Annotated in this window: 12 protein-coding genes; 5 read left to right on the top strand and 7 right to left on the bottom strand. The window is 59.8% G+C overall.

Annotated features, from left to right (window positions below):
* Window positions 1–136: 136 nt before the first annotated feature.
* From cmk to mtnA, 7 genes are all read right to left on the bottom strand, one after another.
* Complete coding sequence (cmk, locus tag AAGW23_RS14565) at window positions 137–823, bottom strand: (d)CMP kinase (protein ID WP_148924043.1); 687 nt, start codon at window positions 821–823, stop codon at window positions 137–139.
* Entirely contained in the window at window positions 820–3,066 is a 2,247-nt protein-coding gene (locus AAGW23_RS14560; RefSeq protein ID WP_342407124.1) for a bifunctional prephenate dehydrogenase/3-phosphoshikimate 1-carboxyvinyltransferase, read from the bottom strand. The genes cmk and AAGW23_RS14560 overlap by 4 nt, the downstream gene beginning before the upstream one ends.
* A complete protein-coding gene (hisC, locus tag AAGW23_RS14555; protein ID WP_342407123.1) occupies window positions 3,063–4,172 on the bottom strand; it encodes a histidinol-phosphate transaminase in 1,110 nt (369 codons plus the stop codon). The genes AAGW23_RS14560 and hisC overlap by 4 nt, the downstream gene beginning before the upstream one ends.
* Before the next feature lie 106 nt (window positions 4,173–4,278).
* On the bottom strand, window positions 4,279–5,376 hold the full coding sequence (gene pheA, locus AAGW23_RS14550) for a prephenate dehydratase (RefSeq protein ID WP_102835445.1): 1,098 nt from the start codon (window positions 5,374–5,376) through the stop codon (window positions 4,279–4,281).
* A complete protein-coding gene (gene serC, locus AAGW23_RS14545) occupies window positions 5,376–6,461 on the bottom strand; it encodes a 3-phosphoserine/phosphohydroxythreonine transaminase (protein WP_342407122.1) in 1,086 nt (361 codons plus the stop codon). Before serC ends, pheA begins: the two co-directional genes overlap by 1 nt.
* A gap of 139 nt (window positions 6,462–6,600) precedes the next feature.
* On the bottom strand, window positions 6,601–9,408 hold the full coding sequence (gene gyrA, locus AAGW23_RS14540; protein WP_342407121.1) for a DNA gyrase subunit A: 2,808 nt from the start codon (window positions 9,406–9,408) through the stop codon (window positions 6,601–6,603).
* A 123-nt stretch (window positions 9,409–9,531) separates the two neighbouring features.
* Window positions 9,532–10,608: an S-methyl-5-thioribose-1-phosphate isomerase gene (gene mtnA / locus AAGW23_RS14535; RefSeq protein WP_342407120.1), complete on the bottom strand. Its 1,077-nt coding sequence runs from the start codon at window positions 10,606–10,608 to the stop codon at window positions 9,532–9,534.
* A gap of 331 nt (window positions 10,609–10,939) precedes the next feature.
* On the opposite strand from mtnA, the gene AAGW23_RS14530 reads away from it, so the two are divergent.
* The 5 genes from AAGW23_RS14530 to imuA all read left to right on the top strand — a co-directional run bounded on the left by AAGW23_RS14530 (window position 10,940) and on the right by imuA (window position 15,968).
* On the top strand, window positions 10,940–13,099 hold the full coding sequence (locus AAGW23_RS14530; protein WP_342407119.1) for a TonB-dependent siderophore receptor: 2,160 nt from the start codon (window positions 10,940–10,942) through the stop codon (window positions 13,097–13,099).
* 13 nt (window positions 13,100–13,112) lie between these two features.
* Window positions 13,113–13,409, top strand: coding sequence for a DUF3649 domain-containing protein (locus AAGW23_RS14525; protein WP_342407118.1), 297 nt, complete (start codon window positions 13,113–13,115; stop codon window positions 13,407–13,409).
* The gene (locus AAGW23_RS14520) at window positions 13,406–14,920 is read left to right on the top strand and encodes a PepSY-associated TM helix domain-containing protein (RefSeq protein WP_342407117.1); all 1,515 of its coding nucleotides are present in this window, start codon (window positions 13,406–13,408) and stop codon (window positions 14,918–14,920) included. Before AAGW23_RS14525 ends, AAGW23_RS14520 begins: the two co-directional genes overlap by 4 nt.
* Window positions 14,917–15,240, top strand: a complete 324-nt coding sequence (locus tag AAGW23_RS14515; RefSeq protein ID WP_342407116.1) for a DUF3325 domain-containing protein — start codon at window positions 14,917–14,919, stop codon at window positions 15,238–15,240. Before AAGW23_RS14520 ends, AAGW23_RS14515 begins: the two co-directional genes overlap by 4 nt.
* 110 nt (window positions 15,241–15,350) lie before the next feature.
* Window positions 15,351–15,968 carry a translesion DNA synthesis-associated protein ImuA gene (gene imuA / locus AAGW23_RS14510; RefSeq protein ID WP_342407115.1) on the top strand — a complete coding sequence of 206 codons (618 nt, stop codon included), beginning with the start codon at window positions 15,351–15,353 and terminating at the stop codon, window positions 15,966–15,968.
* Window positions 15,969–15,970 lie beyond the last annotated feature (2 nt).

Raw genomic sequence — 15,970 nt, 5'->3', positions numbered from 1 at the left:
ATCTCCACATCCCAGATAGAAGTGGGTTCATTCATATAAAAAAAGGCCTGCGGGACTAGATCTGGTCTCCCACATGCCTCCTTGTTAACAGCCCCCAGTTTGGGTGGCCGTCAGGCCGCCTCTCGGCGGTCGCTCTTCAGGCGAAATCGCGTTTGGCAACTTCGCTCAGAATCTGTCCTAACACCTGCTCGATGGAAAGATCGGTGGAATCCAGCTGAACCGCATCATCTGCCGGTTTCAATGGCGCCACGTCACGCTGGGTATCACGCTCGTCGCGCGCCCGTATCTCATCGAGAAGACTCGCGAGATTAACATCATCACCCTTGCTATTCAACTGAAGGTAACGGCGTCGGGCCCGTTCTTCGGCACTGGCCGTAAGGTAGATCTTCAATGGTGCGTCAGGGAAAACTACCGTGCCCATATCGCGGCCATCTGCAACAAGCCCTGGCGGTTCACGAAAAGCCTTCTGCCGCTGCAGCAGCGCTTCACGTACTACCGGCAGTGCGGCGACCTGTGAAGCCCCGGCGCCGACTTGTTCGTTGCGGATCGCCTGAGTGACGTCTTCGCCCTCCAGGATGATCTGCATTCCCTCGCCACCTTTGGCAGCGCCGAACTGCACATCCAGATGAGCCGCCAGCAGTTTCAGCGCCTCTTCATTGGTCAGATCTACGCCATGGTTGCGCGCTGCGAAGGCAAGCAAACGGTACAGCGCACCGGAATCGAGAAAATTCCAACCCAGCTTTGCCGCCAGTAACGCCGCAACCGTGCCTTTGCCGGAACCACTCGGACCGTCAATGGTGATGACGGGGACCTGCCTGATCATGAGTTATCCTCCACACCAACTCGCATCCCTGCCCGCTCGGCCAGTGCAAGGAAGTTCGGGAACGAGGTAGCAACATTGGCACAATCGTGGATTCGAATAGGCGCGCTGGCCCGAAGCGCAGCCACACTGAAAGACATGGCGATACGATGATCACCGTGCGCCCAGACCTCTCCTCCACCGAAGGAGCTGCCGCCTTCGATGATAATCCCATCCGGGGTGGGGATGGCGTTCACGCCCAGTGCTTGTAGACCATCGGCCATTACCTGAATGCGATCGGACTCCTTGACCCGCAACTCCTCGGCTCCGCGCAGCGTGGTTCGCCCTTCGGCACAGGATGCAGCCACGAACAGCACAGGGAATTCATCAATCGCCAACGGCACGAGTTCTTCGGGTATATCGATCCCCTTCAGCTGAGCGGCACGCACGCGGATATCCGCAACCGGCTCACCGCCCACCTCGCGCTGATTGGTCAACTCGATGTTGGCGCCCATCAGTTTGAGGATGTCGATGACGCCAGTACGGGTCGGATTGACCCCTACGTGTTCGAGCGTGATATCGGAATCCGGCGCAATGCTCGCAGCAACCATAAAGAATGCTGACGACGAAATATCGGCTGGCACTTCGATCTGAGCCGAGCGCAGCGTATGACCTGACTCGACCGTAGCCGTGTTGCCGTCAACCTGCACCGGATAGCCGAAGCCTTGCAGCATCCGCTCGGTGTGGTCGCGCGTCGGGGCCGGTTCGGTGACCGAAGTCTTTTCAGCCGCATACAGCCCCGCAAGGAGCAGGCAGGATTTGACCTGAGCACTGGCCATCGGCATGTCATAGTGCATACCGGAAAGCTTCTGGCCGCCGCGGATGGTCATCGGTGGGCGGCCCTCGGGTGCCGTCTCGATCACTGCCCCCATCTCGCGCAAGGGCTTGGCGACACGGTTCATTGGCCGCTTGGACAGCGAGGCGTCGCCAGTCAGGGTGGTATCGAACGGCTGCGCTGCCAGCAAGCCGGACAGCAGGCGCATTGAGGTACCGGAATTACCAAGATAGATCGGCCCTGGCGGCGGCTTCAAGCCATGCAGGCCGACGCCGTGAACCGTCACACGCCCCTGATTTGGGCCCTCGATAACCACTCCCATGTCGCGGAATGCCTGGATGGTTGCCAGTGCATCCTCACCTTCAAGAAAGCCCTCAACTTCTGTTGTGCCTTCTGCCAGCGAACCAAGCATGATGGATCGATGAGAAATGGATTTGTCACCTGGAACACGAATTTGGCCGCTGAGGCTGCCGCCAGGATTGGCGAGGAAGATCAGATCTTTGGAATGCATAACGTCCACATAGGCTCGGCGAGCCAGTATTTTGCTGAAATGTTCCCGGGCAGCCTTGGCGCGCGTGAACACGCCCAACAATGTATGCCCGTCTCCTTCATCGACCGCGGCGCGCAGGGCGTCTAGGTCGGCACGAAAATCGTCCAGGGTATGCAGCACCGCTTCTCGATTGGCGAGAAAGATGTCGTGCCACATCACCGGATCACTGCCCGCAATACGGGTGAAATCTCTAAACCCGCCCGCGGCGTAGCGAAATATCTCCAGGTTCTCGTTGCGCTTGGCTAGCGAATCCACCAGCCCAAATGCCAGTAAATGCGGCAGATGACTGGTCGCGGCCAGCACTTCATCGTGATGCCGGATATCCATATGCTCGACATCGGCACCCAGCGCACGCCACAACCCATCAACAAGCGCTAGCGCAGCCGGATCGGTGTCTTCCAGAGGCGTCAGGATTACCTTGTGCCGGCGGAAAAGCGTGCTTTGGGCAGCTGTAACACCACTCTGTTCCGAGCCGGCGATCGGATGCCCAGGCACGAAGCGCGGCGGCATTCGACCGAACTGCTCGCGGGCGCAGCGGACCACGTTTCCCTTGGCGCTGCCTACGTCAGTCAATACCGACTGCCCAAGATCGAGCCGCGCGAGTTCGGTCAGCAGGCGCTCCATCGCCAGGATCGGGACGGCTAATTGAATCACGTCCGCGCCCTCGCACGCTTCGGCGAGGCTGCTAGCGCAGCGATCCACTACCCCGAGTTCGACAGCTAACTCGCGAGACCGTGGGTCCAAGTCAAACCCGACCACCTCGCCACAGCGCCCGCCTTCACGCAGGCCCTTGGCGAACGAGCCACCAATCAGACCCAGACCAACGACGGCCAGACGAGGCAGCGGCCTCGTTCCAGGGAGCGGCTCGCCGTTTCGGCTCAACGTCCAAGCGCCTTGCGCAGAACTTCCAGAAACCGTTCGTTCTCGGCGTCGGTACCAATCGATACCCTGAGAAAAGTCGGCATCCCGTAAACAGCCACAGGCCGTACGATAACTCCTTCGCGCAGCAATACCTGGTTGATGGGGGTCGCGTCACGGCCAAAATCGACCGCTATGAAATTACCTTTGGAAGGTATCCATTCCAGCCCCAGCTCTTTGAGTCCCGCTTCCAGTTGCTGCATGCCGGCGGCATTGCTGGCTCGGCTTCTGGCCAGGTATTCGCTGTCATCAAGGGCAGCACAAGCCGCGGCTAGCGCGAGGCTGTTGACATTGAATGGCTGACGCACGCGATTCAGGACATCCGCGATCTGAGCTGAACAGATCGAATAGCCCACGCGCAGCGCCGCCAATCCGTAAGCCTTGGAAAAGGTCCGAGAAACCAGCAGGTTCGGGTGCGCGGCCAGGAACGCCAATCCATCCGGCAGTCCGCCATCATCGGCGTATTCGATATAGGCCTCATCGAGAACCACCAGGACATGCTCGGGCACGGCAGCCAGGAACTGCTCCAGCGCTGCGGCGCCGAACCAGGTACCGGTAGGATTATTGGGGTTGGCGATAAACACGACCCGGGTGTTCGCATCAATGGCGGCCTGCATGGCATCCAAGTCATGCCCCCACTGCTTGGCAGCGACAGCCTTGGGCTGAGCGCCTACGGCTTGGGTAGCAATGGGATAAACCGCGAACGCATGCTCGCTGAACACGGCATTGAGGCCAGGGGCAAGATAGGCTCGCGCGACCAGCTCGAGGATGTCGTTTGAGCCATTTCCTAGCGTGACCTGCTCGATGCCGACGCCGTAACGCTGCGCCAGTTTCTGCTTGAGCACGAAACCGTTGCCGTCGGGATAGCGGGTCAGCTCATCAAGCTGCGCGCGGATCGCATCAAGGACTTTCGGGCTGGGGCCCAGCGGATTCTCATTGCTGGCCAGCTTGACGATGGACCGCGGATCGAGATCGAGCTCTCTGGCCAGTTCTTCCACAGGCTTGCCAGGCACATAGGGCGACAGCTTTTGCACACCTGGCTGAGCCAGCGCAAGGAAATCACAAGACATATTCAGCTCCGCTGGAGCTGCAAGCCCGGAGCGTGAAGCCTGAAGCGCCAGGCAAACGACGTTGCTCTACGACTTCCAGCCTCAGCTGCCAACTTGCAGCTGCTATTTAGAGTACTGCTTTGGGATAGGACCCCAGCACCTTCAGTGCAACCGCTTCGCGGCCGATTTTCTCCAGGACATCCTTGATCAAAGGGTCCTGATGGTGACCGATGCAATCGATGAAGAACACATAGGTCCATTTACCGCTGCGCGACGGCCGTGTTTCGATCCGCGTGAGATCGATGCCATTGGAATGAAACGGCATCAACAGTTCATGCAACGCGCCCGGCTTATTGCGCATGGAAACGATGATCGAGGTTTTGTCATCACCGGTGGGCGGTACTTCCTGGCTGCCGATGATAAGAAAGCGCGTGGAGTTGTCCGGGCGGTCCTCGATTTTTTCGGCAATTTTGGTCAGGCCGTACAGCTGCGCGGCCATGTCGCCAGCGATCGCTGCGGAGTTCCACTCGCTTTTGACCCGCTTCGCCGCGTCGGCATTGCTGGAAACAGCCACGCGCTCGACGTTCGGGTAGTGAGCATCAAGCCACTTGCGACATTGCGCCAGCGACTGGGCATGCGAGTAGATACGGGTGATGCGATCCGTCTTGGTCGTCTCCCCCACCAGCAAGTGATGGTGTATGCGAAGCTCGACTTCACCGCAGATAACGATGTCGTGCTCGAGAAAACTGTCGAGAGTATGGTTGACCGCACCTTCGGTGGAGTTCTCCACAGGCACTACGCCGAAATTGACCGCACCGGCGACCACTTCACGGAATACCTCGTCGATCGCAGCCATCGGCTTGCTGATCACCGCCTGACCGAAATGCTTGAGCGCAGCGGCCTGGGAGAAGGTGCCTTCCGGTCCGAGGTAGGCAACCCGTAGCGGCTGCTCCAGCGCCAGACAGGACGACATGATCTCCCGGAAAAGGCGCGCCATTTCCTCGTTGTCCAGGGGGCCTTTGTTCAGCTCCATGATGTGCTTGAGCACCCAGGCCTCACGCTCGGGGCGATAGAACACCGCCTCCTCGCCCTCAGCGAGCGCAGCTGTCTTTACTCGGGCCACGTCCTGAGCGCAACGAGCCCGCTCACTGATCAGCTCGAGAATCTTCTCGTCGAGACTGTCGATGCGCACACGCAGCGCCTTCAGCCGGTCGACATCGCTCATCAGCCGCGCTCCTTCTCGAATTCACGCATATAGGCGACCAGTGCCTCGACCGCATCCAGGCCGACCGCATTATAGATGGAAGCACGCATGCCCCCCACCGAACGGTGACCCTTGAGGTTGAGTAGCCCACGCGCATCCGCGCCGGCCAGGAACGCCTTGTCCAGCTGCTCATCGGCAAGCCTGAACGGGACATTCATCCAGGAGCGGGCGTTGGTGGCTATTGGATTGGAATAGAAATCGCTGGAATCGATCACGCCGTAGAGCAAGTCCTTCTTCGCGCGGTTGCGCTGCTCCATGGCTTCGACGCCACCCTGCTCCTTCAGCCACTCGAACACCAGCCCCGAGAGGTACCAGGAAAAGGTCGCTGGCGTGTTGTACATCGAACCATTGTCGGCGGCGATCTGGTAGTTGAGCATGGTCGGACAGCTGGAACGCGCCCGACCAAGCAGATCCTCGCGAACGATTACCACCACCAGACCCGATGGCCCAATGTTCTTTTGCGCACCCGCGTAGATCAGACCAAAGCGGGAAACGTCCAGCTGTCGCGAAAGAATATCCGACGACATATCGACAACGAGCGGGGTGTCGCCTACTTCCGGAACCCAGTCGAACTGCAACCCACCGATGGTTTCGTTACTTGCATAGTGCAAGTACGAGGCATTGGCGCTCAGCTTCCACTCGTTCTGGCCTGGGATGGCGAAATAGTCATAGGGTTTGGCACTGGCGGCTACATTGACGTGGCCGAAACGCTTGGCTTCCTCGATGCTCTTTCGCGACCAGATGCCGGTATCAATGTAATCGGCGACGCCGTCTTCAGGCAGCAGATTCAGCGGTATCTCGGCAAACTGCTGGCTGGCACCGCCTTGCAGAAACAGCACCTTGTAGTTCGAAGGAATGCTCAGCAGATCGCGCAGATCCTGCTCGGCCTTCTCAGCAATCGCTGTGTACTCGTCACTGCGATGGCTCATTTCCATCACTGATAGACCGCGACCATGCCAGTCAAGGAGTTCAGCCTGGGCGCGTTGCAGTACGGCCTCAGGGAGCGCGGCGGGACCTGCGCAGAAATTGAACGCGCGTTTGCTCATCTTCGTTCTCTCAAATACGGTCGATACCTAGCTCGCTCCGTCCGCGCCCAAGGCTCGGCTCAGTGCTCGCCATTCCTTCATCTGCAAAAAGGCACACACGAAACGACGGCGAAGCCTTCAAGGCTGCGCCGTCGTTCGATCAATCCTCGTCGTCGGTGGGCACTACATCTGGCGGAACGTCGCCCCCGCCGCCCAGCAAATCATCTTCGCCTGGCTCGGTGCTGACTACGGGCATTTCCTTATCCAGCGCATCCTCATCGATTACCGCCTCGATGTCTTCCAGGACGTCCTCTTCGGAAGGTTCTTGCACCCGCTCAAGGCCTACAAGGTGTTCATTCTTGCCCAGCTTAATGAGGGTGACGCCCTGCGTGTTGCGACCCAGCGAAGAGACCTCGTCGACTCGCGTACGCACCAGCGTGCCCTGATCGGAAATCAGCATGATTTCCTCGCCTGATTGCACCTGAACTGCGCCAACCAACGGCCCGTTCCGATCATTGGAGACCATTGCAATCACACCCTGACCGCCACGGCCGCGGCGCGGGAACTCATCCAGCACGGTGCGCTTACCATAACCGTTCAGGCTCGCCGTCAGGATCTGAGCATCTGGCTCAGGGATCAGCATCGAAATCAGGCGCTGCCCTTCAGGCAGGCGCATGCCACGCACACCGCGGGCGGTACGGCCCATGGTGCGGACGTGCTTCTCCTTGAACCGGATAACCTTGCCGCCATCGGAGAACAGCATCACTTCGCGCGCACCATCGGTCACGGCGGCTGCGATGAGGGTGTCGCCCTCCTCCAGGCCGAGCGCGATGAGACCCACGCTGCGCGGACGGCTGAATTGCGACAGCGGCGTTTTCTTCACGGTGCCCTTCGCGGTCGCCATGAAGATATAAGTACCGGTAGGCTCGTCCACCGACTCGTCGGTCTCGTCACCCTCAATCGACTCTTCGACATCATCGCTTTCGCCGATGATGTCGGCGTCTTCGATATCATCGTCGCCGTTCAGCTGTTGCTGCCGCGCCGCCTCGATATCGACCTGCAGCATCGCGGTGATGTGCTCACCCTCGGACAGCGGCAGCAAGTTCACCAGCGGCCGCCCACGCGAAGTGCGTGAGGCCTCTGGAATTTCATACGTCTTGAGCCAGTACACCTTGCCTTTGCTGGAGAACAGCAGAAGCGTGGTGTGACTGTTGGCGACCAGCAGATGCTCGACGTAATCCTCTTCCTTCACCCCGGTTGCAGCCTTGCCACGACCGCCCCGACGCTGCGCTTGATAAGCGGCAAGCGGCTGGGATTTGGCATAGCCGCCGTGGGAGATAGTGACGACGCGCTCTTCTTCGGTGATCAGGTCAGCCAGGGTCAGATCCAGCCGCGCTTCGAGAATCTCGGTACGACGCGCGTCGCCAAAATCCCGCTTCACACCTTCGAGTTCCTCGCGGATAACCTCCATCAGCCGTACCGGGTTGGTCAGGATCCGGATCAGCTCGCCGATCTGGGTGAGAATCTCCTGATACTCGCTGAGCAGCTTTTCGTGCTCAAGGCCAGTCAGGCGGTGCAGGCGCAGGTCAAGAATGGCCTGGGCCTGTTCCGGCGAAAGATAGTATTTACCGTCGCGCAGACCGTACTGCGGATCAAGCCCTTCAGGACGGCAGGAGTCGGCACCGGCACGCTCGACCATCGACTCGACAGCACTGGATTCCCAGGCTTTGGCAATCAGCGCTTCTTTAGCTTCAGCCGGCGTCGGCGAGGCCTTGATAAGAGCAATCACAGGATCGATGTTGGACAGCGCTACTGCCTGACCTTCGAGAATATGGCCACGCTCACGCGCCTTGCGCAGCTCGTAAACGGTGCGGCGAGTTACAACCTCGCGACGATGGCGGACGAAGGCCTCGAGCAGCTCCTTGAGGTTCAAGGTGCGCGGCTGGCCGTCGATGAGGGCCACCACGTTGATGCCGAACACGCTCTGCAGCTGGGTCTGAGCGTAGAGATTGTTGAGAACAACCTCCGGCACTTCACCGCGGCGCAGCTCGATCACTACGCGCATACCATCTTTGTCGGACTCGTCGCGCAGCTCGGTGATGCCTTCGAGCTTCTTTTCCTTGACCAGCTCGGCGATCTTCTCGATCAGCCGCGCTTTGTTCAGCTGATAAGGCAGTTCGGTGATGACGATCTGCTGACGGCCACCGACCTTGTCGATGTCTTCGATGGTCGAGCGGGCACGCATATAGATGCGTCCGCGACCGGTGCGGTAGGCCTCTACGATGCCGGCGCGACCGTTGATGATGCCTGCGGTCGGGAAGTCCGGCCCGGGAATGAACTGCATGAGTTCATCAATGGTGATATCGGCGTTTTCGATCAGCGCCAGGCAACCGTCGATGACTTCACTGAGGTTATGCGGCGGAATGTTGGTCGCCATGCCCACGGCGATACCGCTGGAGCCGTTGACCAACAGGTTTGGAATCTTGGTCGGCATAACTGCCGGGATCTGCTCGGTGCCATCGTAGTTGGGCACCCAGTCGACGGTTTCCTTCTCCAGATCGGCGAGCAACTCGTGCGCCAGCTTGGCCATCCGCACTTCCGTGTATCGCATGGCGGCAGCGTTATCGCCGTCCACCGAACCGAAGTTGCCCTGGCCGTCGACCAGCATGTAGCGCAGCGAGAAAGGCTGCGCCATACGCACGATAGTGTCGTAAACAGCTGAGTCGCCGTGAGGGTGGTATTTACCGATCACGTCACCGACCACACGGGCGGATTTCTTGTACGGCTTGTTCCAGTCGTTGCCCAGCTCGCTCATGGCAAAAAGCACACGGCGATGCACAGGCTTCAATCCGTCGCGCGCATCCGGCAGCGCACGACCGACGATTACGCTCATGGCGTAGTCGAGGTAGGACTGCTTGAGTTCGTCTTCGATATTGACCGGGAGGATTTCTTTGGCCAGTTCGCCCATGGAAGCCTGGTTCCTTGTAGTCAGCAGGGTCCTGCGATTAAGCGCGGAATGGTATCACAGCTGGGGAGCCGCAGGCTCCAGGATGCACACTCTGGAATGCATGACCGGGTGTGCATCGCCACTTCAATGAAGCCGCTTACGGCTCATCAGCGCGGCGAGCTTGGCCGCATTCGGTCGTTCGACGATGCCTCTTTCAGTGACGATGGCATCGATCAGGTCAGCAGGGGTGACATCGAAGACAGGATTAAAGGCCTCGACATCAGCGGCGAACCGCTGACCGTTGACCTCCAGCAGCTCGTGACCGCCGCGCTCCTCGATGGGAATGTCATCACCCGATTCCAGCTCCATATCGATAGCCGAGCTGGCTGCTACCACCATGAACCGTACACCATGATGCATGGCCAGCACGGCAAGCTGATAGGTACCGATCTTGTTGGCGATGTCACCATTGGCCGTGATCCGATCGGCGCCAACAACGACCCAGGTGATGCCGCGGGTCTTCATCAGATGCGCCGCCGCCGAGTCGGCATTCAGCATCACCGGTACACCCTCGCCTGCCAGTTCCCAGGCGGTCAGCCTGGAGCCCTGCAGCCACGGACGGGTTTCATCGACGTAGACACACTCGACCAGCCCTTCCAGGTGTGCCGCGCGGATCACACCGAGCGCAGTGCCGAACCCTCCGGTAGCCAATGCCCCTGTGTTGCAGTGAGTCAGAATGTTTTGCGAGTTGCCCTGATGCTTGCGAATAAGGTCGACGCCGAATTGCGCCATGGTCAGATTGGCTTCGCGATCACTGGCATGGATGGATGCCGCCTGAGCCTCGGCAGCGGTAAGCGGATCCTCGCCAGGCTTCAGACGGTCGAGGCGTTCGCGCATCTGGTTGAGCGCCCAGGACAAATTGACGGCGGTTGGACGACTGGTAGCCAGCAGCTCGAAGTCGGATTCAAGCGCCGCACGCCAGCCCTCTCCTTCGGAGAGCCGGGCCCTGAGCCCCATGACCAGCCCGTAGGCGGCGCTGATACCGATGGCGGGCGCGCCGCGCACGACCATTTCACGGATCGCAGTGGCCACCGCTGCAGCAGAATCACAGGTATGCCAGAGCTCTTCCAAGGGCAGCTTGCGCTGGTCGAGCAAACGCAGCTGTCCGCCCTCCCATCCGATGGCCTTTACCTTTTCCGCGGCCAACAAACGTTCGCGCATGGCATACCTCTTTTGATTAGCAGCGACCTGAACGAGCGATCTGGCGCTGGATCAAGGTCGAAAAACAAAGAAGCCCGGTCGCTTTCAGGCCGGGCTTCTTCGCTTCAATAGATTGGGACGGCGAACCGAGTACTCGTCTTGCACCGTTTACCCGGCGCGAATCCTAATCGACTGATTTTGCTAGCACAAGCGGAGGCGGATGGTTGCTGTCGATGGCGGCCCACGCAAGACCCATGGGCCGTAGCGTATGTCAGCGGAATCCATTGATGATTACAAATAATATGGATTCGCATTAACATGCGCACTTCTTTCAAACGGAATGATAAACGTCATGACACACCACCCTTCCCTGCGGCCACTGCTCACAGCGTTACGTGCCGCCAGTGTCGCCATCCCGGCTGCGTCTCTCAGCACGGTTGCGCTTGCGCAGGCGCTTGAGGAGAGACCAAGGGTGGACGCTTCGGCTTTCGAACTACCCGCTCAAGATGTCATGGCGAGTGAGGCCGAGCGAGGCGACGGCCCGGTTGATGGCTACGTTGCGGCGCGCACGCAAACAGGTACCAAGACCGACACTCCGATTCTGCAGATCCCTCAGTCGATTAGCGTGATCACCGCCGACCGCATGCGCGATCAGGGCGCGCTGACGTTGCAGGATGCTCTGCGTTATACCGCTGGCGTGCGTGGCGAGGCGTACGGACTAGACAGCCGTGGAGACTTCGCACTCATACGCGGTACATCACCGGTGCTATTCCTCGACGGCTTGCAACAGAGCTTTGGCAGCTACACCAATACCCGCACGGATCCCTTTACGCTGGAGCGAATCGAAGTACTCAAGGGTCCGTCTTCCATGCTGTATGGACAAAGCCCGGTCGGGGGGCTGGTCAATCAAGTCAGCAAGCGGCCTCGCGAAAAGCAGAAAACCCATATGCAACTGCAGTACGGCAACAACGACCACAAGCAAATCGCCGTGGACACCACCGGCCCGCTGACCGAAGACGGAAGCCTGCTCTACCGCGTCGTCACCATTGCGGGTAAAAGCGGCAGCCAGGTCAATTATGTCGACAGCGAGCGACTGGTTCTGATGCCTTCAATCAACTGGCGTCCCACTGATGATATCGAGTGGACACTGCTGGCGAATGTGCAACGCGACGACAGCGTGCCCAGCTCCATGTTTCTACCGCACCGCGGTACGGTTCTCGCTGCACCATACGGTCAGTTCGACACCGACCTGTTCGTCGGCGAGCCCAACTATGACGAGTACGATACCGAACAGCTCGCCCTCACCTCACAAGTCAGCTGGCGACTGGATGATGTCTGGACTCTGCGACAGAACCTGCGTTACCACGAAAGCGAAGTCAGTTATCAGCAGATCTACGGCAATTTTCGTCCTTTAGCACTAAACGCTGACAACCGGACGCTCAATCGTATCTATTACGGCGCCAAAACCGAGGTCGATGCCTGGGTTGCCGATCACAATGCCCAAGCATTATTCGATACGGGCCCGCTCCAACATACCCTGCTGATCGGCAGTGACTATCAGCATGCAGACACTCGCCAGAAACGCGCGGGTGGTTCAGCGACTCCCCTCGACCTGTACGACCCGGTTTACGGCACTTTCGACCCCTCGATTGTTACCTATACCGATCAGCCGGATCAGACCATCGTCCAGCAAGGGCTCTACGTTCAAGACCAGCTCAAGTACGAGCGCTGGTTGCTGACGCTCGGCATGCGCAAAGACTGGGCCGACAACCGCACGGAAGGCGGCACACGGCAAAAGGATGACGCAGTTACCGGGCGTGTTGGTCTCACCTACCTGTTCGACAACGGCGTGGCACCCTACCTGAGTTACAGCGAGTCCTTCCTGCCGACCATCGGCCTGGACGCGGACGGAGAATCCTTCAAGCCTAGAGAAGGAGAACAATGGGAGCTCGGGGTTAAATATCAGCCGGTGGCAAGCCAAAGCCTTTACACCGCCGCCGTGTTCGATCTGCGCGAGCTGAATCGGCAGATGCCGGACCCGATTCGTCCCAACAACACTGTGCAGACCGGCGAAGTTCGCATACGGGGCATCGAGCTCGAAGCCCTGACCGCCATTACCCCGATGTGGGATCTGATCGCGACCTATACCCACCTCGACACCGAGGTCATCAAAGGATCGTCAGCCGAACAAGGGGCCCGCATCGCCTCGATTCCAGAGCACATGGCATCCCTGTGGTCACAACATCGCTTCTCGTTGTTTGGCGTTTCCGGCTTCGAAGCGGGGGCCGGTGCTCGTTATGTCGGCGCCAGTTGGGACGGACGGGACACGTTGAAAACCCCTTCGACGACCCTGTTCGACGCCATGCTCGGCTACCGCTACCAGGACTGGGCTTTCAGGCTCAACGCCACCAACCTGGAAGACGAAACCTACTACACCACCTGTCTGGCACGCGGCGACTGCTTTGTCGGCAACCGTCGTACCGTCGTCGGCACCGTCAGCTACAGCTTTTGATGAAGGGAATTCAATGAACATGACTTCATCGAGGCGACGGCTGGAGCTGGCGGGACGCATCACGGCCGCTCTGTTCGGCGGCTATGCGCTGGCGTTCGGCTCTACCGCCTTTCTATCTGTTTATCTGCCGTTGGCGCGAGCAGATCGAGTGGTCACGGCCAGCTTGCTGTGTTTTGCCGTCTGGGTAGCCGCTGTCATTTACACCTTTGCGGCCCGCAGCGCCTTGCGGGCCTGGATGTGGCTGGGTGTGCTGACAGTGCTGCTGTGCCTGGCCGCTTATCTGCCTGTTGAATGGAGGAGCAGACCGTGACCTTACGTCAATCGATGGCCGGGCTGCACACCTGGGGCGGACTGCTGCCCAGCTGGTTGCTGTTCGTGATTATCTTTGCGGGCACGCTGGCCTGTTTCGACAAGGAGCTCGAACGTTGGATGCGCCCGGCCTTGCACGTTCCCACAACTAGCAGCATCGATGCTGACAACGTCCGGCAGTGGTTGAATGCCAACGTCGAAGGTCCCCTGCATGCTTACTGGCTGCATGGCCCTACCGAACGCGAGCCCTATTGGAAGCTGGGCTGGGAAAAAGATGGCACCGGCGAACGTGGACGGGCCGCCTTCGATCCCGCTACCGGCAAGCCCATGCCGGACACGCTGGGGGGTGAATTCTTCTTCACCCTGCACTACAACCTTCAGGCAGGCACGATTGGTATGTATATCGTCGGCCTGGCCGGCATGTTCATGCTGGTCGCGTTGGTGTCAGGGGTCATCGTTCACAGGCGGATATTCAAAGACTTCTTCACCCTCAGGCCGCAAGCCAACGGCCAACGTGCCTGGCTCGATGCACACAACCTGTTCGGAGTGATCGGCCTGCCCTTCCATCTGATACTGGCCTATACGGGCGTCGCCATTTTTGTCGCGACCTACATGCCAGCCGGCGCGATGGTGGCCTATGACAGTGATCCGCTGGCCTTCTTCGAGGAGGTCCAGGGCGGCTATCACCGTAATGAAATGGACAAGCCCGTAGGTGAACTCACCGCCCTGGAAGGTTTGATCAACGATGCCCGTCGACGCTGGAATGGCGGCGAGGCAGGCTGGTTGATCGTTGAGCACCCATTCGACGCCTCGGCAGTGGTCAGCATTCGCCGCCTGGACCCCTCACGTATCGGTTCACCACAGGACACCCTGAATTACGACGCAACCACAGGCGAAATGCTTCACCAGCAACAGGCACCGACCAGTTACAAGGCCTACATGTGGATGGTCGGGTTGCACATGGCGCAATTCGGCGGTCAGATCGTCCGGCTGTTCTACGGACTGATGGGACTGGCTGGGGGCGCAATGCTGATCGCAGGTTCAGCGGTCTGGTTACGCAAGCGTGAAGCTCGGCAGATCAAAGGACTAAAGGTGGTTCGTGCACTCAACGGAGCGGTTTTCTTCGGGCTGCCCATCGCGTCGCTGGTACTGCTCTGGGCCAATCGCCTGTTGCCGGACACCCTGCCTGACCGGGCGGCCATGGAAGGCTGGAGTTTCGCCTTGAGCTGGCTGGCAGTGGCAGCCTTCGCATGCATCAGGCCTGGCCAACCCGCACGGACCACCCGTCAATTGTTTGCGGTACTGGCGATTCTCGCCCTTGGCCTGCCTGCGCTGAACGGTATCGTGGCGCCCCAAGGCAACCTTGTTGCGAGCCTGACGCGAGGTGATATGACGCTCTTCGGCATCGACCTGGTATTGCTCGCCGTCGGGTTGGTGTGCGGCTGGCGGGCCTTCGCCCGGCCCGAAGCGCGACCGGCACGAGAGAGGCGCCTGCAGGAGGTTTCACCATGACGCTACTCGCTTTTGCGTTGGCTTACGTGGGCATGCTTGCGCTGTGCCTGGCCATGCCCCGTCATCATCGACAATTGTTCAATCGCGCACCGAGCCTCCTTCAGCAACATGGGCTGCGCCTGTTGGCAGCCGGATTGCTGATTGCCATCGTCCTGCTGGATGTCGCAGCGCTGGGATGGGCCATCGGCCTGGTGGTCTGCTTGGGGCAACTGATGTGCGCCGGGGTGCTGGTAGGCCTGATGCTCGCCTGGCGTGAGCGTATGGCACTACCAATGGGCGCCGCCCTCAGCGTGATAGGAGCGCTGAAAATCCTGCTCTGAGCTGGACCGTTTCACCCTGAGTCGATGACGTTCATCACATCGACTTGACCCGCACTCAGGCAACGCAGAATACTGTATTCATATACAGTATTCTGAATTGACTGCTCATCATGTCCTCCGTCGTTTCCCTTGATCGATTGCTCGATGCGCGCCGGCTATGGCGAGGCCAGCCCAGCATCGTCTCGACCAGTAACCAGCCCACCGGACATCCTGCTCTGGACGCCGCGCTGCCCGGCGGGGGCTGGCCGGAGGCGGCACTGAGTGAGCTGCTGATCGCCACGCATGGCATCGGCGAATTACGACTGCTCTGGCCCACACTGGCACGGCTGACCGCTGCAGGCGAACGGGTAGTCCTGGTCGCCCCGCCTCACCTGCCCTTCCCTCATGCCTGGCTCGCTGCCGGGATCGACCTGCGCCACCTCAGCCTCGTTCAAGCGCAAGGACGAGACGCCTTATGGGCCGCAGAACAGTGTTTGCGTTCAGGCAGCTGTGGTGCGGTGCTGTGCTGGCCGCAAAAAGCCGATGATCGTGCCTTGCGTCGCCTGCAGGTAGCAGCCGAAACCGGACAGACATTGGCTTTCGCCTATCGCGCTTTGCACGAAGCGGTAAACCCCTCGCCAGCGGCACTGCGGCTGGCAATCGAAGCTCAGCCGGCCCAGGTGCGTGTTCTCAAGTGCCGTGGCGGACTGGCGCCCGACCAGCCGATTTCTGCCGTGGGATGGCAGTGAGC

The sequence above is a fragment of the Stutzerimonas chloritidismutans genome (assembly GCF_038562055.1).
In the GTDB taxonomy this organism is placed as follows: Bacteria; Pseudomonadota; Gammaproteobacteria; order Pseudomonadales; family Pseudomonadaceae; genus Stutzerimonas; species Stutzerimonas chloritidismutans_A.
Note: the sequence above shows the minus strand (reverse complement) of the source record. Positions and strands in the feature narration are given on the sequence as shown.